This window comes from Paenilisteria riparia FSL S10-1204, from assembly GCF_000525995.1.
GTDB classification, from domain to species: domain Bacteria; phylum Bacillota; class Bacilli; order Lactobacillales; family Listeriaceae; genus Listeria_A; species Listeria_A riparia.
The window spans coordinates 243,426-263,628 of sequence record NZ_AODL01000007.1 but is presented as its reverse complement, the minus strand read 5'-3'; the positions used below and the strand labels follow the sequence as shown (position 1 = coordinate 263,628).

25 protein-coding genes, 1 pseudogene and 1 riboswitch are annotated in these 20,203 nt (G+C 42.9%); of the genes and pseudogenes, 11 read left to right on the top strand and 15 right to left on the bottom strand.

Annotated features, from left to right (window positions below):
* Positions 1-2 precede the first annotated feature (2 nt).
* The 8 genes from hisI to hisZ are packed head-to-tail and all read right to left on the bottom strand — an operon-like array spanning position 3 to position 6,056.
* Positions 3-323, bottom strand: a complete 321-nt coding sequence (hisI, locus tag PRIP_RS06070) for a phosphoribosyl-AMP cyclohydrolase (protein WP_036087012.1) — start codon at positions 321-323, stop codon at positions 3-5.
* On the bottom strand, positions 320-1,081 hold the full coding sequence (gene hisF, locus PRIP_RS06065; RefSeq protein WP_036100144.1) for an imidazole glycerol phosphate synthase subunit HisF: 762 nt from the start codon (positions 1,079-1,081) through the stop codon (positions 320-322). Before hisF ends, hisI begins: the two co-directional genes overlap by 4 nt.
* Positions 1,071-1,796, bottom strand: coding sequence for a 1-(5-phosphoribosyl)-5-[(5-phosphoribosylamino)methylideneamino]imidazole-4-carboxamide isomerase (hisA, locus tag PRIP_RS06060; protein WP_036100142.1), 726 nt, complete (start codon positions 1,794-1,796; stop codon positions 1,071-1,073). The genes hisF and hisA overlap by 11 nt, the downstream gene beginning before the upstream one ends.
* Positions 1,775-2,395 carry an imidazole glycerol phosphate synthase subunit HisH gene (gene hisH, locus PRIP_RS06055; protein WP_036100140.1) on the bottom strand — a complete coding sequence of 207 codons (621 nt, stop codon included), beginning with the start codon at positions 2,393-2,395 and terminating at the stop codon, positions 1,775-1,777. Before hisH ends, hisA begins: the two co-directional genes overlap by 22 nt.
* Positions 2,396-2,980, bottom strand: a complete 585-nt coding sequence (hisB, locus tag PRIP_RS06050) for an imidazoleglycerol-phosphate dehydratase HisB (RefSeq protein ID WP_036100139.1) — start codon at positions 2,978-2,980, stop codon at positions 2,396-2,398.
* The gene (gene hisD, locus PRIP_RS06045) at positions 2,981-4,264 is read right to left on the bottom strand and encodes a histidinol dehydrogenase (protein WP_036100138.1); all 1,284 of its coding nucleotides are present in this window, start codon (positions 4,262-4,264) and stop codon (positions 2,981-2,983) included. It abuts the gene before it with no gap.
* Positions 4,264-4,899, bottom strand: a complete 636-nt coding sequence (gene hisG / locus PRIP_RS06040; RefSeq protein WP_036100136.1) for an ATP phosphoribosyltransferase — start codon at positions 4,897-4,899, stop codon at positions 4,264-4,266. Before hisG ends, hisD begins: the two co-directional genes overlap by 1 nt.
* Positions 4,896-6,056, bottom strand: a complete 1,161-nt coding sequence (hisZ, locus tag PRIP_RS06035) for an ATP phosphoribosyltransferase regulatory subunit (protein WP_036100134.1) — start codon at positions 6,054-6,056, stop codon at positions 4,896-4,898. Before hisZ ends, hisG begins: the two co-directional genes overlap by 4 nt.
* A gap of 183 nt (positions 6,057-6,239) precedes the next feature.
* Here hisZ and hisJ point away from each other — a divergent pair, with 183 nt between their 5' ends.
* Positions 6,240-7,073: a histidinol-phosphatase HisJ gene (gene hisJ, locus PRIP_RS06030; RefSeq protein ID WP_036100133.1), complete on the top strand. Its 834-nt coding sequence runs from the start codon at positions 6,240-6,242 to the stop codon at positions 7,071-7,073.
* Between the two features lie 36 nt (positions 7,074-7,109).
* Here hisJ and PRIP_RS06025 read toward each other — a convergent pair whose 3' ends face one another.
* Together PRIP_RS06025 and PRIP_RS16675 are read right to left on the bottom strand one after the other, a co-directional pair.
* Complete coding sequence (locus tag PRIP_RS06025) at positions 7,110-8,405, bottom strand: NCS2 family permease (protein ID WP_036100132.1); 1,296 nt, start codon at positions 8,403-8,405, stop codon at positions 7,110-7,112.
* An 84-nt stretch (positions 8,406-8,489) separates the two neighbouring features.
* Positions 8,490-8,591, bottom strand: a riboswitch (purine riboswitch).
* Positions 8,592-8,792: 201 nt separating this feature from the next.
* Positions 8,793-8,903, bottom strand: coding sequence for a putative holin-like toxin (locus tag PRIP_RS16675; protein WP_077912919.1), 111 nt, complete (start codon positions 8,901-8,903; stop codon positions 8,793-8,795).
* Positions 8,904-9,180: 277 nt separating this feature from the next.
* Between PRIP_RS16675 and PRIP_RS06020 the strand changes: the two genes are divergently transcribed.
* From PRIP_RS06020 to PRIP_RS05990, 8 genes and pseudogenes are all read left to right on the top strand, one after another.
* Positions 9,181-10,572: a glycoside hydrolase family 1 protein gene (locus PRIP_RS06020; RefSeq protein ID WP_036100131.1), complete on the top strand. Its 1,392-nt coding sequence runs from the start codon at positions 9,181-9,183 to the stop codon at positions 10,570-10,572.
* Positions 10,573-10,612: 40 nt separating this feature from the next.
* Entirely contained in the window at positions 10,613-11,341 is a 729-nt protein-coding gene (locus tag PRIP_RS06015) for a GntR family transcriptional regulator (protein WP_036086995.1), read from the top strand.
* Between the two features lie 106 nt (positions 11,342-11,447).
* Positions 11,448-12,098 carry a response regulator transcription factor gene (locus tag PRIP_RS06010; protein WP_036100130.1) on the top strand — a complete coding sequence of 217 codons (651 nt, stop codon included), beginning with the start codon at positions 11,448-11,450 and terminating at the stop codon, positions 12,096-12,098.
* A complete protein-coding gene (locus PRIP_RS06005) occupies positions 12,095-13,219 on the top strand; it encodes a sensor histidine kinase (RefSeq protein ID WP_052008749.1) in 1,125 nt (374 codons plus the stop codon). The genes PRIP_RS06010 and PRIP_RS06005 overlap by 4 nt, the downstream gene beginning before the upstream one ends.
* A 117-nt stretch (positions 13,220-13,336) precedes the next feature.
* Positions 13,337-14,276 (top strand): annotated as a pseudogene (locus tag PRIP_RS06000) (ABC transporter ATP-binding protein).
* An 18-nt stretch (positions 14,277-14,294) separates the two neighbouring features.
* The gene (locus tag PRIP_RS17135; protein ID WP_159101521.1) at positions 14,295-14,618 is read left to right on the top strand and encodes an ABC transporter permease; all 324 of its coding nucleotides are present in this window, start codon (positions 14,295-14,297) and stop codon (positions 14,616-14,618) included.
* Positions 14,578-15,402 carry an ABC transporter permease gene (locus tag PRIP_RS05995; protein WP_159101520.1) on the top strand — a complete coding sequence of 275 codons (825 nt, stop codon included), beginning with the start codon at positions 14,578-14,580 and terminating at the stop codon, positions 15,400-15,402. The genes PRIP_RS17135 and PRIP_RS05995 overlap by 41 nt, the downstream gene beginning before the upstream one ends.
* Position 15,403: 1 nt before the next feature.
* Complete coding sequence (locus PRIP_RS05990) at positions 15,404-16,552, top strand: ABC transporter permease (RefSeq protein ID WP_241434095.1); 1,149 nt, start codon at positions 15,404-15,406, stop codon at positions 16,550-16,552.
* Positions 16,553-16,571: 19 nt separating this feature from the next.
* Here PRIP_RS05990 and PRIP_RS05985 read toward each other — a convergent pair whose 3' ends face one another.
* The 5 genes from PRIP_RS05985 to PRIP_RS05965 form a co-directional block, all read right to left on the bottom strand.
* Positions 16,572-16,973, bottom strand: coding sequence for a type II toxin-antitoxin system death-on-curing family toxin (locus PRIP_RS05985; protein WP_052008747.1), 402 nt, complete (start codon positions 16,971-16,973; stop codon positions 16,572-16,574).
* Positions 16,970-17,218: an AbrB/MazE/SpoVT family DNA-binding domain-containing protein gene (locus PRIP_RS05980; RefSeq protein ID WP_052008746.1), complete on the bottom strand. Its 249-nt coding sequence runs from the start codon at positions 17,216-17,218 to the stop codon at positions 16,970-16,972. The genes PRIP_RS05985 and PRIP_RS05980 overlap by 4 nt, the downstream gene beginning before the upstream one ends.
* A 105-nt stretch (positions 17,219-17,323) precedes the next feature.
* Complete coding sequence (locus PRIP_RS05975; protein WP_036100128.1) at positions 17,324-17,857, bottom strand: NADPH-dependent FMN reductase; 534 nt, start codon at positions 17,855-17,857, stop codon at positions 17,324-17,326.
* Positions 17,858-17,931: 74 nt separating this feature from the next.
* On the bottom strand, positions 17,932-18,384 hold the full coding sequence (locus PRIP_RS05970) for a threonine/serine exporter family protein (protein ID WP_036100127.1): 453 nt from the start codon (positions 18,382-18,384) through the stop codon (positions 17,932-17,934).
* A gap of 28 nt (positions 18,385-18,412) precedes the next feature.
* Positions 18,413-19,165, bottom strand: coding sequence for a threonine/serine exporter family protein (locus PRIP_RS05965; RefSeq protein WP_036100125.1), 753 nt, complete (start codon positions 19,163-19,165; stop codon positions 18,413-18,415).
* Between the two features lie 170 nt (positions 19,166-19,335).
* Between PRIP_RS05965 and PRIP_RS05960 the strand changes: the two genes are divergently transcribed.
* Positions 19,336-19,545, top strand: a complete 210-nt coding sequence (locus tag PRIP_RS05960; protein ID WP_036100122.1) for a YdbC family protein — start codon at positions 19,336-19,338, stop codon at positions 19,543-19,545.
* Positions 19,546-19,558: 13 nt separating this feature from the next.
* Complete coding sequence (locus tag PRIP_RS05955; protein ID WP_036100120.1) at positions 19,559-20,203, top strand: alpha/beta hydrolase; 645 nt, start codon at positions 19,559-19,561, stop codon at positions 20,201-20,203.

The window sequence follows — 20,203 nt, the reverse complement described above, 5'->3', positions numbered from 1 at the left end:
GCTCATTTTGTCGTCACTTCCTTTTCAAGATTGAAAAAACAACTATGGGCGCCAGTGTGGCAGGCGGGTCCGATTTGGTCGACGCGGATGAGGAGGGTGTCGCCATCGCAGTCAGACCGGATTTCTTTGACGTGTTGGAAATGCCCAGATGTCGCGCCTTTATTCCATAGTTCATTGCGAGAACGCGAGAAGAACCAGGTGGTGTTTGTTTCGAGGGTTTTGCCGTAACTTTCTTCGTTCATATAAGCGAGCATGAGGACTTCGTCAGTCGTGTCTTCCACAATAATTGCCGGGATAAGCCCCTTTGAAAAATCGAGTGTCATTGGCGAATCGCAACTCCTTTCTCTTGCAAAATTTGTTTCACTTCTGGAATCGTCATTTCACCATAATGAAAAATCGAAGCAGCAAGTGCGGCGTCAGCGCTCGTTTGTTCAAAAACATCCACCATGTGTTGAGCGTTTCCGCAACCACCAGATGCGATGACAGGGACGGTGACGGCATTACAAATTGCATCGGTGAGCGCGATATCATATCCGTCTTTTGTTCCGTCACCATCCATACTTGTCAGCAAAATTTCACCTGCGCCAAGTGAGACCGCTTTTTTTGCCCATTGGATGGCGTCAAGCCCAGTGTCATCACGACCGCCACGGCTGTAGACATGCCAGGTTTTATCTTCGGCGTGATATTTGGCGTCGATAGCAACAACAATACATTGATTGCCGAATTTTGCGGCGCCTTCTGCGATTAAGTTTGGATTTTTAAGTGCAGCCGAGTTGAGTGAAATTTTGTCGGCACCGGCTTGCAATAGGTCTTTCATGTTTGCCACGGAATGGATGCCGCCGCCAACAGTAAGTGGAATGAAGACTTGTTCGGCAGTTCGCTCCACCACTTCAATCATTGTGCGCCGTTCTTCGTGCGTAGCTGTAATATCAAGAAATACGAGCTCGTCGGCACCGGCTTCATTGTAGGCTTTGGCGATTTCGACAGGGTCACCAACATCCGTTAAAGATACGAAGTTAATGCCTTTGACGACACGCCCATCTGTGACATCGAGACATGGAATGATGCGTTTAGTTAGCAAGGTTCTCCACCTCCGTGATTTCCGCCATGGAAATATTGCCGTTGTAGAGCGCTTTTCCACAAATAGCACCGTATAGACCGAGTTGCGCCAGCTGTTCCAAATCTTGTTTGTTACTAACACCACCAGATGCGATAATATCAACGTTTACAGCTTGTTGCATAGCTTGTAGTTGCTCCAAATTCGGACCTTCTAGCGTACCATCTTTAGCAATATCTGTGAAAATAATCGTTTGAACGCCAATTTTCTCGACTTCTTTTGCAAAAGTGAGATAATCCGTCGTGCTTACATCTAGCCAGCCAGACGTTGCGACAAAACCATTTTTTGCATCAATGCCAACTGCAATTTTGTCACCGTAAAGGCTAACGGCTTGGCGAACAAAGTCCGGATTTTCAAGAGCTGCCGAGCCGATAATGACGCGGTCGATTTCTGCTTCTTCTAAATAAAATGTTACTTGCTTCATGTGGCGAATACCGCCGCCGACTTGGACGGGAAGGTTTGCTGCTTTTTTCATGGAACGAATAACGTCTAGATTAATCGGTTTGCCTTCTAGCGCGCCGTCTAAATCCACGATATGTAGGTAGGTCGCACCTTGTTCACTGAAGGCTTTAGCTTGTGCGATCGGATTGGGATTTACCACCGTTTCTTGAGCGAAATCACCTTGATACAGCCGAACACAACGGCCATTTTTCAAATCTATTGCTGGGAAGATGCGCATGTGATAACCTCCTTAAATCCTTGTAAAATTTCAAGTCCTGCTTGGCCGCTTTTTTCGGGATGAAATTGCGCGCCGTAGACGTTCGCATTCGCGATAATGCCGGGAACTTGGACAGAATAGCTGCTGCTTGCCATGACGTATTTAGCGTCGCAGTCGGCGTAATACGAATGGACGTAGTAAACAAAATTGCCTTCTTGATTTTGCGTTAAAGGACAGTTTTGCGTGACTTCAAGTTGATTCCAACCCATGTGCGGGATTTTTGCGGTGTTTGGTAGTAATTTGACTTGGCCGGGAATTAAGCCGAGGCCTTGTGTGTAGCCGTGTTCTTCGCTAGAGTCGAGCAGTAATTGCATGCCGAGACACACGCCGAGCAGTGGTTTGCCTTGTGCCACAACATCTTGCAAAACCGCAATCAAATCGCGTTCCTCAAGTGATGCCATTGCTTCTGGAAACGCACCAACACCGGGTAAAATAATGCCATCTGCTGCTAAAATTGTGTTTTTCGAAGCTGTTATCGTATTTTCAATGCCGATATAATCCAATGCTTTGCTGACGCTTTTCGTGTTTCCCGCATCGTAATCAATAATTGCAATCTGCATTTACAACACACCTTTCGTCGAGTTGACGCCCTGAATATCAGGATTCACCGTAATTGCTTGACGCAACGCGCGACCGAATGCCTTGAATAGCGCTTCAATTTTGTGATGTGTATTTTTGCCGTAAAGCACGCGGCAGTGTAAGTTCATCGCGGCATTAAAAGCCACCGCTTGGAAAAATTCTTCTACGAGTTCCGTATCAAAAGCACCGAGTTTCGGATTATCAAACGTCGCATCGAAAACAAGATAGGACCGACCGCTCAAATCCAGTGCCACAAAGCCAAGCGACTCATCCATTGGCACGTATTCTGAACCATAACGATTAATACCCGCCTTGTCTCCAAGCGCTTCCTTCAAGCATTGTCCAAGCACAATCCCGACATCTTCCGCCGTGTGATGTGAATCTACTTCCAAATCACCGATGGCCTCACAGACGAAACCAATCCGGCTATGACGCGCGAAAAGTGTCAGCATATGATCGAGAAAACCAACCCCGGTATTGATTTCGCATTTCTCCGGTTGATCAAGATACACTTCCATTTTGATCGATGTTTCCGCCGTTTTCCGTTCCATTTTAACAGTTCTCATTTAGTTTTCCTCCTCAAAGCGAATTTGGATAGCACGAGCATGCGCCGTCAAGCCTTCTTTTTCAGCGAGCAAGACAATGGCATCTTTTTCTTTGGCCAGCGCTTCTTTTGTATAAGAAATAAACGATGTCCGTTTGCAAAAGTCAGCGACACCAAGCGGGGAGAAGAAGCGCGCCGTTCCACTCGTCGGTAAAACATGATTCGGACCAGCAAAATAATCACCCAATGGCTCCGAAGCATAAGCGCCTAAAAAGACCGAACCCGCATTTTTGACATAGCTTAAATAATCAATCGCGTTCTCCAATTGGATTTCCAAATGTTCTGGCGCAATGTCGTTCATAATCTCAAAAGCATCCGCCAGCGTCTCCGTCACAATCACTTGCCCAAAATTCGCAATCGAAGCTGTGGCGATTTCCACACGAGGCAGCGTCTGCAACTGTTTCTCCACTTCGTCCGCTACGGATTTCCCAAACTGCTCGCTCGTTGTAATCAAAATCGCGCGCGCTAACTTATCATGTTCCGCCTGAGACAACAAATCCGCCGCCACAAACCGAGGATTCGCCGTCGCATCCGCCACAACCACAATTTCCGAAGGGCCAGCAATCATATCAATATCCACAATCCCGAACACTTCGCGTTTAGCGAGTGCTACAAACAAATTCCCAGGGCCAACAATCTTGTCCACCTTCGGAATCGAATCCGTCCCAAATGCCAGCGCCGCAATAGCTTGCGCACCACCAATCTGATAAACTTCATCCGCTCCAGCAATGGCCGCCGCCGCCAAAATATGAGGATTCATCCCGTCCTTACCAGGCGGAGTTACCATAATAATCCGCGGCACCCCAGCAATTTTAGCAGGCAAAATGTTCATCAATACCGATGAAGGATAAGCCGCCGTCCCACCTGGAACATATATTCCTGCCGTTTCTAATGGTCTGATCAACTGCCCGCGCAACACACCGTTTTTCTCCGTATCAACAAATCCCGATTGTTTTTGCTTTTGGTGGTAGGAAAGAATGTTGGCTTTTGCCTGTTCTAAAGCTTCGATAAAATCAGGCTCCACTTGATTAAACGCTTGCTCTAAGGCTTCTTGAGGCACTCTGAAATCAGTCAATTTCACCCCGTCAAATCGCTCCGTAAAGCGAAACAAGGCATCATCACCATCCGCGCGAACCTCCGCAATAATCGCTTTTACTACTGCTTCCGTTTCCGCTTGCACCTCATCGCCAGAAAAACGATGTAACTGTCCTAAAATTTCCTCTTTGCTCCCAGTGATAAACCGCATTACACATCCACCTCCAATGTATTTTCCAACCGGTCAATCAACTCAAAAATTTGAGCCTTGTTCCGTTTCAACGAAGCCTTATTCACAATCAGGCGTGCTGAAATAGCGTACATCGTATCAAAAATGACCAAACCATTTTCCCGTAATGTTGAACCAGTTTCTACAATATCAATAATTGCATCCGCCAAACCAAGAATTGGCGCCATCTCAACAGAACCTTCAATCTTTATAATCTCGACATCTTCCCCACGTTCGCGAAAATATTTCGTGGCAACAGTAGGGTACTTCGTCGCAATAATTTTGCGTCGATAATCACTTGGATCATAACTTGGCGTCGAAGCCAAACAGAACTGGCATTGACCAATTTTTAAATCTAGCATCTCATAATGTTCCTTGTCCTGCTCCATCAACACGTCTTTCCCAACAATCCCAATATCCGCGACGCCATGCTTCACATACGTCGTCACATCCGGCGCCTTTGCCAAAATAAAAGAATAAGGCTCCGTCTCACTCGCAAAAATCAATTTTCGACTTTTCTCATGTAGCATATCGCAATTGACACCAGCCTTTTCAAGAAGTGCCACGGCGGATTTCTCCAAGCGTCCTTTCGTTAAAGCGATTTGTAATGATTTCATGACGTGACCTCCAATTCCAGAATCGTATTATTGCTAACATCGATGAGTTTACTAAATTGCCATTTCTGCGCGTAAGCAATACTTTCCGACAATTCATCAAAAAAACTAAGCGAAGCATTCGGCGTCCGAGCCAAAACTTCTTCAGCGAGTTGCTTCGTCTCCAGCGAATAATGAATAAATACTTTTTCATCTATTTTTTTAGTTTTCAATGTACGGCGTTTCAAAGATACAATCTCATCCAAATTCAGCGCCAGCCCGACCGCAGGCCAGTTATCTTCACCGAATTGAGCGAACAACGAATCATAGCGACCGCCACTCAAGAAATGAACTGCCGACATATCCGCATAGCCCCGGAAAATCGCCCCCGTATAATAATGCAATTCCTGCACGAGACCAATATCCACCGACAAATGTTCCGGCGCATCCACAACCTGCACAATCGTCTCCATCTGCGCCAGCGCCTCCAAAATCACCACATTATCCGTCAAATCCCGCGCTTCCTGAATCGTATCCACCGAACCAAACAATCGCGGCAATGCCAAAATAAACGCATCCATCGCACTCGGATGACTCGCCACAAACGACCGAATCCCAAACAAACTCTTATTTTGCAAGGCTTGGCGAAAGGCTTCTTCGTCCTTTTCTTGCAAGCCGAGCGTCTGCACAATCGCTTGATAAATCGCAGCATGCCCAATTTCAATCTGGAAATCAGCAATCCCAAGTTGCTTCAAAATGCCAATCGCATTCGTAATACACTCAATCTCCGCCTTAATCGAAGCAAAACCAATAATTTCAATCCCAGCCTGCGTCATCTCATTTCGCTCACCCGAAAGCTCCTCATTAGCCCGAAAAACCTTGCCACTGTAGCAAAGTTTCAAAGGTGGCGTCACCCCAGTTGTACTAATGACACGTCCAATCGGAGAAGTCATATCTGGTCGAAGCACCGTCAACCGACCTTTCTTATCGAAAAAGCGATACAAATTCATATCATTAATTGCCGAAAAAACATCATCAAACTCAATGACAGGCGTCTCAATCCGCTGATAGCCTCGCGCATGAAACAACCGATTCACCTGATGCTCCATATCATAAGCCGACGCTGCTTCCTTAAAAAGCTTATCTCTAGTCCCGATGGGTAAATTTCGATTCCATTTCATATTCTAGGCTCCTTTTTATAAACTTTAACATGTTAACATATTAGCAGAGTAAAGCGTTTTTGTAAATAGATAAAAACCAATTATTTTTTGTCCATTATATCAGAAAAATGAAATATTTTATAAGGAAAGCATGACTAGAATTTTCGGCAATGATATAATGAGGGAAAAGAGGAGCGATGATAGATGAAAAAATGGGATGGCCACACGCATACAGAATTTTGCCCGCACGGTTCTGGAGATTTAGTCGAGACGATGATTGAAAAAGCAATTGGGCTTGGCTTCACCGATTATTCGATTACCGAGCACCCACCAATGCCTACAGCCTTCGAACGGGAGATTGCGAATTCACCAGAAGACATTGCAACCGCAGCACTCCGCTGGGACCAGTTGGACGCGTATTTCAAGAAAGCGCACGAGATGAAACAGAAATACAAAGATCAAATTCGCATTCATGTTGGCCTTGAAGTCGATTTCTTGCCGGGATTTGAAGCAGACACACGAGCGCTACTTCAGGAATACGGTTCACAGATGGATGACGGTGTTTTATCGCTTCATTTCATGCCGGGCATCGATGGTTGGCGTTTCATCGATTTTTCAGCAACCGATTTCGAAGCTGGAATTTGGAAGCATTATGGAAGTTTTGCGGCGATTCAAAAGGCATACTATGACCTTATCCGCGAATCGTTGTTTGCCGATTTAGGTCCAGCCAAACCACGACGACTCGGCCACATTTCCTTATGTCAGAAATTCCAACATTATTTCAAAAACGACCAAACAGCAATCACAGGCGCCGCGCGCGTCCAAGTAGCTCAACTTTTAAAAGAAGTAAAAGCCCAGCAATACCAACTAGATTGGAATACCGCAGGACTTTACAAAGAATTTTGCCAAGAAACCTATCCGCCGTTAGACATCGCGCAAGTTGCCCAATCACTCGGCATCGAACTCATCTACGGCTCTGACTCACATGCCCTAGAAGACATCGGTCGAGGCTATGATTATTATGAAAAACACCAATAAAAAAGAGGCACCGCGATTTTTGCGATGCCTCTTTTTTTAAACAATAAATACAAAATATAAAATAAACAAGACCATCAGAATATACATAATCGGGTGGACCTCTTTGTAACGGCCTTTAAAGAACATTGTAATAGGATAGAAGATAAATCCTAATGCAATCCCCGAAGCAATCGAGAAGCTAAGTACCATCATCAAAATAACCATGAAACACGGTACAGCAATCTCAAATTTTGACCAATCAATATGTGCGACATTGCCAATCATCAAAATCCCGACAATCACAAGAGCCGGCGTCGTCACCGCGCTTGTAATCACCCCAAGTAAAGGCGAGAAGAACATCGATAAGCCAAAGCAAATCGCAATCACAATCGCCGTCAAGCCAGTACGACCACCAACTGCAACCCCCGCTGTAGACTCTACATAAGAAGTTGTCGTCGAAGTCCCAAGAATTGACCCAACAATCGTAGCCGAAGAATCCGCAAACAAAGCACGAGTTGCGCGCGGCACTTTATTATCTTTCATAAAACCAGCCTGATTCGCCACAGCCACAAGCGTTCCCGCCGTATCAAAGAAATCAATGAAGAAGAATGTCAAAATCACGATCAACATCTGCGGCGTGAAAATATCACCAAGATGGAAAATCGCTTGCCCAAAAGTAGGGGTAATATCCGGAATCGGCGCCACAATTTGCGTCGGTACATCAATCAGTTGAAAAATCATCCCGGCAATGACCGTGGCAGCCATCCCAATAAAAATCGCCCCATTAATATTTAGCGTCATTAAAATAATCGTTATAACAATACCAAAAACAGCTAGCAATACAGCACTGTTATGTAAATCACCAAGTGCTACAAGTGTTGCCTTATTCCCAACAATAATTCCCGCGTTTTTCAAACCAAGAAAAGCGATGAAAAAGCCAATCCCAGCCCCAACAGCAAATTTTAGCTCCGTTGGAATCGCATTGATAATTTTTTCGCGAATACCTGTTACTGTAAGAACGATAAAAACACAACCTGATACTAAAACGCCAGATAATGCCGTTTCCCAAGGAATACCCCACTGTGCACAAACCGTGTACGCGAAGAAAGAACTAAGTCCAATCCCAGGTGCCAACCCAATCGGATAGTTTGCGATAAGTCCCATAAGTAGCGAACCAACCACAGCCGCTAGAGCCGTAGCGACAAACACTGCGCTCATGTCCATACCTGTTGTAGAAAGCGCAGATGGATTGACAAATAATATGTACGCCATCGACAAGAAGGTCGTTAACCCCGCCAAGATTTCTGTTTTAACCGTTGTCTTATTTTCTTGCAGTTTAAACAATTTCTCCATTAAAAAAAGCCTCCCTGAATTGTGTTGTCGCACATTTTTCAAAGATGAGCCATCGCAAAAAAGAACGGTCCCTAAGCAACAGAGACTGCGTATGCTATTGCTCGTAGTTCAGCCATTTACGGTAGCTGAGTAGAAACGTCCGGGCCCTATTCCCAGACATATACGACATCTTCTTATTTTAGCTCAATTGACAGAGGTTAGCAAGTAGATTTTGAGCGGATTTGTTGTCTTTGAGACTTGCGGAGAAAATCGATTTTTGGTACAATAGACATGAAAAGAAGACTGTGCTCGATACACAGTCTCCCTGACAAGTAGAAACCGTTAAAGACGGTGACTTAGTTTAAATGTGAGTAACCATCTATCACCTCGTCAAAGTGAGATAGGCGGTTACTCTTTGTCTTTGTCCACAGATTTGACAATCACAACTACTAAACCGATTAAGGAAACCGTAAAGCTTCCAAAACCAATCATGAGCGCAATTGCTTCTGCAACTGACAATGCTGATCCTTTCCAAAGGGATTATCTTATTTTTCATAAGCATCACCGCCTTTATGTTGATAGCCACCATCTTCACTTTTCTACTAAGTTCATTATAGCAAGATTTTTTACATTTGTCATCACAAATTGAATTGTTATTTCTAAAACCGTCATGATGATGGTTTTTTTTGTTTTTATATACTACTTAATTCATTTATAAGTTTATACTTTTAATTAAATAGGGTATAATAAAGTTATTAAACAGGCTTAGATGGCTTGTCATTTGGAGGTAGCTAAAATGAAATATGAATTTCCGAAAGATTTTTGGTGGGGTAGTGCGGCTTCGGGGCCACAGACGGAAGGTGCGGCGGATGTAGATGGAAGAAAGCCGAGTATTTGGGATCATTGGTATCAAGAGGAGCCGGGACGTTTTTTCAATAATGTTGGGCCTACGAATACATCGAATTTCTACTACCAATACAAGGAGGACATCCAATTGATGAAGGAAACGGGGCATAATTCGTTCCGGACGTCGATTCAATGGTCGCGCTTAATTCCTGATGGTATCGGAGAAGTGAATCCGAAAGCGGTGGAATTCTACAATAACGTGATTGATGAGATGTTGGCGAATGGTGTGGAGCCGTTTATGAACTTGTATCATTTTGATATGCCGATGTCGATGCAGGAACTGGGCGGTTGGGAAAATCGTGAAGTGGTTTCTGCTTACGCAACTTTTGCGAAAACGTGTTTTGAGTTGTTTGGGGATAAGGTGAAGCATTGGTTTACTTTTAATGAACCGATTGTTCCTGTGGAAGCGGGTTATTTATACGATATGCATTATCCGAATGTCGTGGACTTTAAGCGTGCGGCGCAAGTTGCGTATCATACGACGGTAGCTCATGCGCTTGCTGTGAAGGAATATCATGCGTTAAATCAAGATGGCGAAATTGGAATTATTTTAAACTTGACGCCTTCTTATCCACGTAGTCAAAATCCTGCAGATTTACGCGCGTCTCATATTGCGGACTTAATTTTTAACCGTAGCTTCTTGGATCCAGTGACGAAGGGCGAGTTTCCTGCTGATTTAGTGGCTATTTTGAAAGAGCATGATGCTGTGCCAGTGCATACGGAGGAAGACTTGGCGGTCATTAAGCACAATATTATCGATATTTTAGGTGTGAATTATTATCAACCGCGCCGTGTGAAAGCGAAGGAATATGCGGCTCATCCGGATGCGCCATTTATGCCAGAGCATTTATTTGATAACTATGAAATGCCATATCGGAAAATGAATCCGTATCGTGGTTGGGAAATTTTTGAGAAGGCGATTTATGATATTGCAATTAATTTACGTGATAACTATGGCAATATTCCGTTCTTTATTTCGGAAAATGGGATGGGTGTAGAAGGTGAAGATCGTTACCGCACAAGCGAGGGTTCGATTGATGACCATTACCGAATCGCGTTTATTAAAGATCATTTGAGATGGCTGCATAAAGCGATGGATGAGGGCGCGAACTGTAAAGGGTATCATTTGTGGACATTTATGGATTGCTGGTCTTGGGCGAATGCTTATAAAAATCGTTATGGTTTAGTGGAAGTAAACTTGGATGATAATTACAAACGGACGATTAAGTCTTCTGGTCGTTGGTACAAAGAGCTGTCTGAAAATCATGGTTTTGAAGTTTAATTTTATGGTAGAATAGAAAGAAAAAGAGGTGTTTAGCGTCATGGCGAAAAATCAGACCAAATATAGTTTTATTGCGGAGGAGTTGAAGAAGCGTATTTTCGCTAATGAATATCCGCTTGATAAGCCGATTCCGGATGAAATGACACTTGCGAAAGAATTTGATTGTAGCCGCATGACGATGAAAAAGGCGCTGGAAGTTCTTGTTTTGGAAGGGCTGCTCTATCGGAAGCGTGGGCATGGGACGTTTATTATTAAATCGGCGCTTGATATGGATCGGTTGAACATTCATAGTCAAGAGGTTAACGGATTTACGAAGTTACTTGAGGGGCGCGATGTCGAAAGTAAAATTGTGCATTTTCAGGTGACATTTCCGGATGAATATGTAGCGGAGCGGTTAAATATAGACTTGGAGACGCCGATTTATGATATTGTTCGAGCGAGGCTTGTGGATGGTGAGCCGTATGTTTTGGAATATACGAGTATGCCGGTGGCGCTAATTCCCGGTGTGACGCAGCAAGTGCTGGAGCATTCGATTTATTCGTATATTCGCGAGGAACTGAATTTGAAAATTGCGAGTTCGTATAAGCAGATTCGCGCGGATAAGCCGACGGAGATGGATTTTCAGTATTTGGATTGCGAGAATACGGACCCGGTTATTGAAGTAGAACAGACGGTTTATTTGAATAATGGGATGGCATTTGAGTATTCGAAGTCGCGTCATCGGTATGATAAATTCGTGTTTACGACGGTTAATATTGCGAGACGATAATATAATGGCTGCACTTTTTACGAGGTGCGGTCTTTTTTTTATTGGAGAAATTAAGGCGGATATGCTATGTTGACTTTATGAAAAAAAGGATAGGATGCGAGATTTGATGATTAATGTTTTAGTTGTGGATGATAATTCGTTTATTACGGGTGGCTTGGAGATTATTTTAGGGACGATGGATGAGATAGAGGTTGTTGGTTCTGCTGAGAATGGAGCGGAGGCAGTGGCATTTTGTCAGGCGCAGGCGGTGGATGTTGTGTTGATGGATGTGCGGATGCCGGTGATGGATGGGGTGGAGGCGACGAAACAAATAACGGAGACGACGGATGCGAAAGTGATTATTTTGACGACGTTTGATGATGATGTGTTTATTTTGAAGGCGATTGCGAATGGGGCGAAGGGCTATTTGTTGAAAAACAATGAGCCGGAGTTGATTCGGCATGCGGTGATGAGTGTGATGCGGAATCAGAGTATTATTCAGGAAGAGATCTGGGATAAGGTGAGACAGTCGCTAGAGACGGAAAAACCGGATGTGTCGCCGGATTTAAGTGGTTTGCATTTAACGGCGCGTGAAATGGACGTGATGAAGGCTGTGGCGAGTGGTCTTTCGAATAAGGAGATTGCGAAGAATTTATTTATTTCGGAAGGGACGGTGGCAAACAATATTTCGGCATTGCTCGGTAAATTAGGGCTGGACCATCGGACGCAGCTAGCAATTTTGTATTTGACGGGCAAAGTTGGGGGCGGTGAGATGTGACACGTTATAAATTGATGCTGGATAGCACATTTTGTTTATTACTCGTGGCTTATTTGTTTCAGTTGGATATGACTAACGGATTGGTGGCGCTTTATTTATTGCACATTTTATTGTACTTATCGCTGACGTTGTTGTCGTTTGTTTTGATACGATACCAGTTGGGAATTCGATTGTTGTTGATTGTGCTTATTTGGTTGGTTAGTATTTGGTATCTGCCACTCATGGATTTTTTATTGCCATTCTGTACTTTTGCTTTGTTGCTTCGCGGAAAGAAGTTAGAGGCGAAATGGGTTTGGTTAGCGCTTATTTTGACGCTGATTCCATTCTTTTTTAGTGGATATTCGTTAATTTATGCTGGGATTAGTATTTTTGTAGGGGCTTTTTATTGGCATTTGAATCGAACGGCGTATGTGACGGCAGATTTGGTTGCTGAAAATGAGGAGATGCGTGTGAGATTGGACGGTTTTGCGGCAAAGCTAGAGGCCGCAGAGACGACTGGAATTAGGCAGGCATACTTGGCAAAATTGGAAGAGCGCAATGCTTTATCACACCAAATTCATGATCAGTTGGGGCATTCGTTGACGGGAGGTTTGATACAGCTTGAAGCAGCGAAAGCTCTCCTGGGCACGAATCAGGAGAAAGCTGCAGAACTGCTGGATAATGCGATTTTGATAAATAAAGCGGGTATTGAAGAGATTCGTAAAACGTTAAAAACAACGAAACCAGCGCAGGAAAGTCTTGCAATTAATCGTGTGAAGGCACAATTGGAGGCGTTTGAGACGCAATATGGGATTCGGACCATTTTTCAAATGCAAGGAGAACTTCGTAAGGTGACGCAAGCGATGTGGTATGTGTTTATTCAAAATTTGACGGAAGGCTTGACGAATGTGTTGAAGTATAGTCAGGCAAGTCGCGTTGAGGTTACTTTGACGGTTCTAAATAAATTTGTGCGTTTGGAGATGAAGGACAATGGTGTAGGTGCGGAGTCGGTGACGAAAAGCCTAGGTTTGACAGGGATGGAAGAGAGAACGGCGAAGCTTGGCGGAAAACTGATTATCGATTCAACCGACGGATTTCAAATTATCACGTTGGTACCACTAGAAACAATGAAAAATGATTAGCGGATGTGAAAAAATTCGTGAAATCTTCACGGTAAGAAAGTGAGTATTTGCACTGTTGCGATGCTCACTTTTTTTCTATACTAGAAACAAGATAACAAGTGGAAATGAGGGAAAGCAATGAAAATCGTAGAGATTGAGCAGCTAACAAAGAAATTTGAGAAAAATATTGCTGTGGATAATTTGGATTTGGCAATTGAAGAAGGACAGATTTTTGGTTTATTAGGGCCAAACGGTGCTGGAAAAAGTACGACAATTAGTGTTTTGTGTGGGCTTTTGAAGAAGAACAGTGGCGTGATTCGGTTGTTTGGTGAGGATCAGGAACAACATGGAATAGAGATTAAGCAACGTATCGGTCTAGTTCCTCAAGACATTGCGTTGTATAATGATTTATCAGCATTTGAGAATGTGCGCTTTTTTGCGGGGTTTGTATGGGCTTCGTGGGAAGGAGTTGGACATGGCAGCGGAAACGGCGCTGGAATTCGTCGGATTAGCGGATAAGCGAAAAGATAAGCCGGGAACTTTTTCTGGCGGGATGAAGCGACGTTTGAATATTGCTTGTGCGATTGCGCATAAACCGGCGCTGATTATTATGGATGAGCCTACGGTTGGTATTGACCCACAATCACGGAATTATATTTTGAAGTCGATTAAGAAATTGAATACTTCTGGTTGTACGATTATTTACACGAGCCACTATATGGAAGAAGTAGAGGAGTTATGTGATTATATTGCGATTATTGACCACGGAAAAGTGATTGCAGAAGGCACGAAAGAGCAGTTGGTGAGTCTTGTTTCCGACATGAAGGAAATGCGAATTGTTGTTGATGATGTGCAAAAAATTAATATAGAAGAGTTGCAGGAGATTTCGGGTATTCAACTTGTGGAATTGATGGCAGGCAATACAGTGAAAATTACGTCGAACAGCGAAGTGAACAATTTGAACAAGGTATTGGAAACACTGATTCGCCAGTCGGTGGAAGTAATAGAAATGAACCAACAAACATTGAATTTAGAGACGGTCTTTTTGAATTTGACTGGTCGGAAATTACGTGATTAGGGAAGGGATGCTAGGCAGATGATGATTTTTCATATAATTTTCAAGACAATCAAGTTAACACTGCGTGACAAGGGTTATTTTCTCTACATGTTGATTTTTCCGTTGGCGCTAATTCTTGTATTGGGGAGCGTTTTGCAGGATAGCTTTAGTAGTGACGTAAAGCTGGATAAAATGACGGTAGAATATGTGGTGGAGCAACATAGTCCGATTGGCGATAGCTTTAGTCAATTCGCTAAGACGGCGAGTGGAAAGCAAATTGTATTTAAAAAAAGCGAAAAGCACCAAGGCTGGAAAGAGTGCCGTGGAAAATGGCGATGCAGTAGGATTTGTCGAAGTTGGTGATGATTTGACAGTAACGACGAATTCACCGAGTCAGATTGAGATGAGCGTTTTAAATGGCTATTTAACACAATTTACATCGCAGTATCAGTTGGCGAGCACGATTATTAAAGTGGATCCGACGCAGGCTAAAATTTTGCAAAACCCGCCTAAAGTTTCTGATTCCGCGGTTACAGTTGAGAAACAGGCTTCAGGAAATGAAATTACGGCTTTTGAATACTATGCAATTGCGATGATTGCTATGATGATGATGTTCGGAATAAATACAGGTATTAATGTATTTCGTGAGGAGAAGGTACGTCATACGGATGTACGGTTGTTTATTGCTCCGATTCGTAAATCAACAGCTATTATTGGAAATTTTCTCGGCGCGATATTTATGCAGACCGTTGCATTGATTCTATTAATGACCGTTTCGCAACTTTTCTTTGGTGTCCATTGGGGTCAGAATGCATTGCTAATTTTTGTGATTTACTTTAGTTTATTGCTCTTGTCGGTGGCACTTGGGATGGCAGTCGATGTGTTCAGTAATGGAAATCCTGCGGCAACGGGTGCTGCTTCGATATTGGTGCAAGTATTTGCATTCCTTGGAGGAGCTTATTTTCCAACGGGAGATGGCTTGATGTCGAAGCTTTCGCCAATTGGTTGGGTACGCGTTGGAGTACGTGATGTGATGTATAACAATGTCATTTCGGCGTCGTTTTGGCCGATTGCGCTGAATATTTCGATTACGTTAGTGCTTGTTGTTGTCATGAGCTATTGGATTAGACGAAAGGAAGTGTATTAAAATGCAGCAAGTTGGATGGATTTTTAGGCATAATTTAAAGAGTATGACGCAAAGTAAGGCGAAACTGCTGCTGATTATTGGCTTGCCGATTTTGAGTATTTTAATTTATTTTCTTTCGTATGGTGCGCAATCGGATACGAGTGGGCTCAAGGTTGGCTTGGTGAATCAGGATCAGGGTGTTTATACGACGCAATTGGTAGATTGGATGAAAGATGCAAATAAGCAGGCAACATCGGTTTCACTAGAGGATGGAAATAAGAAGTTAACGAGTGGTTCGTTGGATGCACTTGTCATTTTAGGAAAAGGTTCAGAAAAAAGCATTGCTGCGCTTGATCCGCAACATATTACGGTGAAGTCAATTCAAGGTGATACGGTTAATAATGCAGTGAAATCAGCTGTCAATGCTTCGCTTACAGGCATGATGACGATGATTAAGGCAAGTAATGATGGTGGACAAAGTTTTTCTAAATACGCTAAAACATTTGACACATCCAAAATTGCCATTACACAAAAAATGACAAGTAACCAGCAAGATATTGTTTTGATGATGTCAATGCAGATTTTAGGTTTTCTATGTATGATGTTGCTTTATGCAGCGGGAAATTTAGGAGAGTTAATTTTACAGGAGAAAGAGGACGGGACGTTTTATCGCTTGATGTCTACGCCGCTAAGTAGCAAGGTGTATTTGCTAGGGAATGCATTGTTCTCGCTAGCTGTTGTTGTGACAGAAATTGTTATTTGTTTAGTCGCTATGCGCTTTGCTTTCAAGATTGATCCTGGCGTTTCCTACTTTGCGCTATTTGGTATTTTGTTTATTTTTGCAGTGATGGCGGTGTTGTTATCGTTGGCACTTGGCTTCACAGCGACGAGCAGAAAGAGCGTCAGCGGCTTGCAGATGATTTTGTTCACATTGACGAGCTTGCTTTCAGGGGCACTTATTCCCGTTGCTATCATGCCGAACTTCATGCAAAAATTGGCTGAATTCATGCCGCAATATTGGGTGATGGACGCAATTACGACATTACAGCAAAATGGTACTTTGGCATCGATTAGTCTAAACATCGCAATATTGCTTGGCTATGCGTTACTGTTCTTCTGCATTGCCAGCTATAAATTTACTAAAAACGCACGTGTTAATTCGTTCGTATAACGCAAAATTCCGCGCTACCTTATCTTAGGCATCGCGGAATTTTTTCAATCCAATTAGAAATCGTTGTAAGCGCCATGTTACTGTCAAGCGCGATGGCAACGGTGAAATCCTCCGCATCTTGATTGCCAGCGAGGAGTTGCCAGCCATTGTATTTCAGAAATAAACCTAAAGAAGCAAGCGCCGTCCGCTTCTTTGCATTTGCAAAACAATGTTTAATGACCAAATTTTTGTATAGAATACCAGCTTTCTCTGGGATTGTCGGGTAGAGTTCCTGATTAAAAACAATTTGTTTTGGTAGCTCTACACTCATATTAAGAGAATTCGGTTCCACGAGGCCTATTGGTTCCATCGGGCTATATTTCTTGATCAGCAAACCGTTTAGCATGATGATTTCTGGTTCCGTTAAATAACGAATGGTCATCGATCAACAAGTCCGCGGAAGGCTTGGTCATACTCGTCTAACACTTCTTCGGCCATCTTTAAGAATTCTTGTGATACGGTTTCTTTCTTCTCGGCGGCTTTTCTTAGTTCTACTTCATTATCTTTGATTACAAACTCCACATTATCTCCGGAAATGATACCTAATTTCTTCATAACATCGGGCGGTAATGTCGTAATTACGCTATGTCCAGATTTTCTAGTGGATCGCTTCAATGCGTACATCATCTTTATCATCACCTTTCACTTAATAGTATACACGTATATACGTATACATGCAAGGCGGAAAAGATTCATTTAAAAAAGGCAAGATTTCTCCTGCCCGAGTCCATATTATTTATTTCGTTTATAGAAATCGACAAAATTAGCCACAACCGAATCAAGAAAAGCAACGGTGCTTTCATCAATAAGGTCGCCTTTTTCATCAAATTTAGTATGCGCTGCGCTAATGAAGACTTCATTTGCTGGCAAAATGCGCATGCCCATTGTATCGAGAATTTGGCGTAAATGCATTTGTGCGCGAACGGTTCCAAGTCCCCCCATCGAAGCACCGACAATAAATCCTGGTTTTTCTTTAAGGTCAGGAGTAATCCGGCTAGCCCAGTCAATCGCATTTTTTAAAACACCTGAAATCGAGTGATTGTATTCTGGAGTTACGAATAAAACAGCATCTGCATCATGGACTTTCTTCTTAAAAGCAACAACATCAGCGGGCAAATCAGATTCCAAGTCCTCATTGTAAAGCGGCAAATTCAAATCTAATAGTTCCCCATCGATATCTTTGGCATAACGTTTTTGAATAAATGTTGCTAATGTTTTGTTGTGCGAATGCTCCCTTAAACTACCTACTAAAATCGCTACTTTCATCTTTGCATTCCTCATTTCATTGACTTAATAACTTAATATTAACAACTTACAAAAAGTAAGTCAATGATTTACACTCAGATGTTCTCTTTATGTTCTCGAAAACGACGAATACTATGATTTAGCACTTCCGAAAGTACAAGTCCAGCTGCAATCGCCCCAGCAACTAGTGCAACACGAACAGAAAAAGAAATCGCTTGAATATAATCACCAAGTACAAAGTTTCGCACAGCTTGATATGCTAAACTACCAGGCACAAGTGGCACAATTCCGGGCACATTAAAAATCGTCACAGGTAGCCGTTTATATTTTGCAAAAAAGAAGCTCGCAATGGCGACAATAAAAGCACCAGCCAGCGTGCTCATCGTTGTTCCTGCATCAAAATGCAACAAAATCCAATACGTCATCCAGCCAAACGTTCCCGTTAGCCCGCAAGCAATCAAAGATTTACGTGGTACATTCGTCGTAATCGCAAACGCCATCGTGGCCAGAAAACTAAAAACTAATTGCATAAATACCGTCCAAAACATCATCTAACCTCCTAACTTTCATGTCGCATTACGTGAAGAATCGAAAAACAACCGCAATCCCAATTCCAATCGTTCCAGCTGTGATTAAAGCTTCCGTACCACGAGCTATTCCTGATAAAAGATGTCCAGCCAATAAGTCGCGCACCGCATTCGTAATCGGCACACCAGGAACCAATGGCATTACAGCTCCAATAACCATTTTATCTAAGCTCACGCCCCAGCCAATCGAAATCACTAGAACTGACAATAACCCAATCGTAAACGCAGCCAAGAACTCCGCCAAAAATTTCACTTTAAAAAATTCCGTCCCATAATAAAAAATGATAAATCCAATCGCACCAATCAATGAAGTCGCAATGAAATCCTTCCAAACACCACCAAAAATCATCATTAATGTGCCACTAATAACTGCCGAAGAAACAATCTGTAGCCAAACAGGAAAGAATTTCACTTCTTTATCAAGTGCCCGTAGTTGCGTGTACAGCTTTCCTAAAGAAATTTTACGCACGGTAAACTCTCGTGATAAGTCATTGACCATCGATACTTTCTCCAAATTTATCGTCCGCGTTGGAATCTGCTCCATTTTCACCGTAGAGCCGCCTTGAAGCGCCATAAAAATCCCTGTCGGTGTAACAAAACTAATACCTTTTGTATCCGTCGCAGTCTCAGCAATTCGGCTCATCGTATCTTCCACACGATACATCTCCGCGCCACTTTCCATCATAATTTTACCCGCCAATAAACACGTTTCTAACAACAGGTCTTCTGAAGCCTCTTCCATCCAATTACCTCCGTTTCAAGCAACTCTCTATTCTCATCCTAACGCACCAACCACGATTTTTCTAGTCTAAATAAAAAGATTTTTCGAAATGACGATTCCAAGAGAAGATTTGAGGGTAAACATTTGGTAGTATGGAGAAAACAGAACATAAATAAAAGGAGTTTTGACAGATGAGCAATATTGAATATGAAATTGTAGAACATATTGGTGTATTATCGGAAAATGCGAAAGGCTGGCGAAAAGAAGTAAATCTAATTAGCTGGAACGGGCGCGCGCCGAAATATGATATTCGAGATTGGTCTCCAGAAAACGAGAAGATGGGTAAAGGTATTACGTTAACGGAAGAAGAATTTAAGAAAATCGCTGAACTAGCGAAATAATGGAGGTATTTTTATGTTTGCATATGATATTTATGAACCACTTAATCGCAAAACGAATGATGTGTTCCCAACCGTGTTCGCACTGCATGGTATAGGTGGTGATGAGCTAGATTTACCAGGGATTCTTGAGCCAATTATGGATCGATTTGTTATTGTAGCAATCAGAGGCGGACTTCAAAAAGGACCTGGATACGCGTATTATAAGCCAGTTGTTGATGGTGAACCAAGCGAGTCATCGATTACATATGCGGCAAACGATATCCACAATTTTATCGAAAAAATTAGCAGGCAATACGCAACAATTGACCGTAAAAACATGTATTTACTTGGCTTCGAACAAGGAGGAATTGTTGCGATTACCGAATTTGTACGCAATGGTGGAATGTATCGTGGCGGTATTTTTCTAAGTGCTAAACTACCAGCATTCCTTGAGAAATCACCGAAAAACTTATTGCTTAAGAACAAACGAATTTTTGTAGGGCACGGCGTGGATGACGCCATCTTACCAGTCGAAGAAGGCGAGCGCATTACCCGCTTTTTCAAAACGATGAGCGACAATGTTACGATGCGCACCTACTACGTACAGCATAATGTAAACGCCGCAGAAGAAGATGAGATTATTGATTGGCTGACAGAAACAGAGCAAGTAGACAAATAG

Bases quoted from the DNA above. Each gene is read 5' to 3' on its own strand.
- PRIP_RS05985 (WP_052008747.1), bottom strand. From the start codon at position 16,973: ATGACCATTCGTTATTTAACGGAACCAGAAATCATCATGCTAAACGGT.
- PRIP_RS06010 (WP_036100130.1), top strand. From the start codon at position 11,448: ATGATTAATGTTTTAGTTGTGGATGATAATTCGTTTATTACGGGTGGC.
- hisI (WP_036087012.1), bottom strand. From the start codon at position 323: ATGACACTCGATTTTTCAAAGGGGCTTATCCCGGCAATTATTGTGGAA.
- PRIP_RS05975 (WP_036100128.1), bottom strand. From the start codon at position 17,857: ATGAAAGTAGCGATTTTAGTAGGTAGTTTAAGGGAGCATTCGCACAAC.
- PRIP_RS05970 (WP_036100127.1), bottom strand. From the start codon at position 18,384: ATGTTTTGGACGGTATTTATGCAATTAGTTTTTAGTTTTCTGGCCACG.
- PRIP_RS05965 (WP_036100125.1), bottom strand. From the start codon at position 19,165: ATGGAAGAGGCTTCAGAAGACCTGTTGTTAGAAACGTGTTTATTGGCG.
- PRIP_RS05960 (WP_036100122.1), top strand. From the start codon at position 19,336: ATGAGCAATATTGAATATGAAATTGTAGAACATATTGGTGTATTATCG.
- PRIP_RS06025 (WP_036100132.1), bottom strand. From the start codon at position 8,405: ATGGAGAAATTGTTTAAACTGCAAGAAAATAAGACAACGGTTAAAACA.
- hisG (WP_036100136.1), bottom strand. From the start codon at position 4,899: ATGAAATCATTACAAATCGCTTTAACGAAAGGACGCTTGGAGAAATCC.
- hisZ (WP_036100134.1), bottom strand. From the start codon at position 6,056: ATGAAATGGAATCGAAATTTACCCATCGGGACTAGAGATAAGCTTTTT.
- PRIP_RS05990 (WP_241434095.1), top strand. From the start codon at position 15,404: ATGCAGCAAGTTGGATGGATTTTTAGGCATAATTTAAAGAGTATGACG.
- hisB (WP_036100139.1), bottom strand. From the start codon at position 2,980: ATGAGAACTGTTAAAATGGAACGGAAAACGGCGGAAACATCGATCAAA.
- PRIP_RS05955 (WP_036100120.1), top strand. From the start codon at position 19,559: ATGTTTGCATATGATATTTATGAACCACTTAATCGCAAAACGAATGAT.
- PRIP_RS05980 (WP_052008746.1), bottom strand. From the start codon at position 17,218: ATGATGTACGCATTGAAGCGATCCACTAGAAAATCTGGACATAGCGTA.
- hisA (WP_036100142.1), bottom strand. From the start codon at position 1,796: ATGCGCATCTTCCCAGCAATAGATTTGAAAAATGGCCGTTGTGTTCGG.
- PRIP_RS17135 (WP_159101521.1), top strand. From the start codon at position 14,295: ATGATGATTTTTCATATAATTTTCAAGACAATCAAGTTAACACTGCGT.
- hisD (WP_036100138.1), bottom strand. From the start codon at position 4,264: ATGCGGTTTATCACTGGGAGCAAAGAGGAAATTTTAGGACAGTTACAT.
- hisJ (WP_036100133.1), top strand. From the start codon at position 6,240: ATGAAAAAATGGGATGGCCACACGCATACAGAATTTTGCCCGCACGGT.
- hisH (WP_036100140.1), bottom strand. From the start codon at position 2,395: ATGCAGATTGCAATTATTGATTACGATGCGGGAAACACGAAAAGCGTC.
- PRIP_RS06020 (WP_036100131.1), top strand. From the start codon at position 9,181: ATGAAATATGAATTTCCGAAAGATTTTTGGTGGGGTAGTGCGGCTTCG.
- PRIP_RS06015 (WP_036086995.1), top strand. From the start codon at position 10,613: ATGGCGAAAAATCAGACCAAATATAGTTTTATTGCGGAGGAGTTGAAG.